The organism is Mucilaginibacter sp. SG564, assembly GCF_013149275.1.
Taxonomy (GTDB): Bacteria; Bacteroidota; Bacteroidia; order Sphingobacteriales; family Sphingobacteriaceae; genus Mucilaginibacter.
Genome location: NZ_JABGNA010000037.1, coordinates 1 through 1,072, shown reverse-complemented (window position 1 = coordinate 1,072; position 1,072 = coordinate 1). Strand labels below are relative to the sequence as shown.

The 1,072-nt window shown below is 44.3% G+C and carries 1 protein-coding gene; it reads right to left on the bottom strand.

Translation table 11 applies throughout. The features are described from left to right. Nucleotides 1–36 precede the first annotated feature (36 nt). Nucleotides 37–1,014 (bottom strand): integrase core domain-containing protein, encoded by a 978-nt coding sequence (locus tag FHW89_RS28600; RefSeq protein WP_172338458.1) that lies wholly within the window; start codon nt 1,012–1,014, stop codon nt 37–39. Between the last annotated feature and the right edge of the window lie 58 nt (nt 1,015–1,072).

The following is a 1,072-nucleotide window of genomic DNA, read 5'->3' as shown; positions in this document are numbered from 1 at the left end:
TGTAAGGGTTAGGTAATTCGGTAACAGAATTAGCTATTATTTTTTGTTGTTTAGGGCGACCATATCGATAGGTTTCTTTCCGCCGATACCTTGGTGTGGTCTTTCCCAGTTATAATAAACGAGGTATTTAAGGAGTTCATTTTCCAGTTCTTCAAGGCTGTCAAAGTCGGTATCTTCAATGAGGTCTTCATTCAGTGTGCGCCAAAAACGCTCCACTTTACCATTGGTTTGCGGACGGTAGGCTTTCATGTACCTGCGCTTAATACCAGTTTCAAAGAGCATCCTTTCAAAGGGATGGTTCATTTTATTCTGACTGACCGCTGTGCCAAACTCCGGCCCGTTATCGGCAATGATTTCTTCCATCTGAATACCGAACTCCCGTTTGAGTGCCTGCAGACAATGCATGGCTGTAAACATGGTAGTCAGCGCTGTAATATCTGTCATCACCTGAGCCCATGCCAGGCGACTGTAATCGTCCAGCACACAAAGCAGGTATAATTTCCTGTTTTGTCCTCGTATCACGCTTTTGCTTAAGTGGTGGCAGTCAATATGCCCTAACTGGCCCATACGTTCCTTGATGATCTTTACTTTTACTTCCCGGTCTACCGGTTTCAACCGGTTACGGCCGTGCCGTTTCAGAATGTTGTAAATCCCTGACGGCGATGGTATAAAGTTATTTGATTTTTGCTTAAGCTGGCTGTTGATTTCAAACTTATTGCAACCCTTATCACGCAAATCAAGCACCTGCTGTTCGTCAGCAGGTGACGGTCTGCGGCTGCCGTACTTCGGCCCGCGCTTTCCAGGCAGCAGATCAAGTTCATTGCCCGATTGTTTGAACAGGTTATAATACTTCAGAAAGGCACGGGCATCAGTATCATGGGCTAAGTAGAAATCCTTGGCAAACCGATAAACCGGATGTTCCCTGCGTTTTACCTGCTCATATTCTCCGATCAGAAACCGGTATTTGCTCAGATAGTTACGCTTTAATGTCAGGTCATTATTTATGTTGCGCATAACGTTTTAGCTTTATTCTTTAAAGCTAATTCTGTTACCGAATTAGTTGACCTTTACA

What these genes read in the sequence shown, in the direction of transcription:
- FHW89_RS28600 (WP_172338458.1), bottom strand. Translation starts at nt 1,014, where the DNA reads ATGCGCAACATAAATAATGACCTGACATTAAAGCGTAACTATCTGAGC.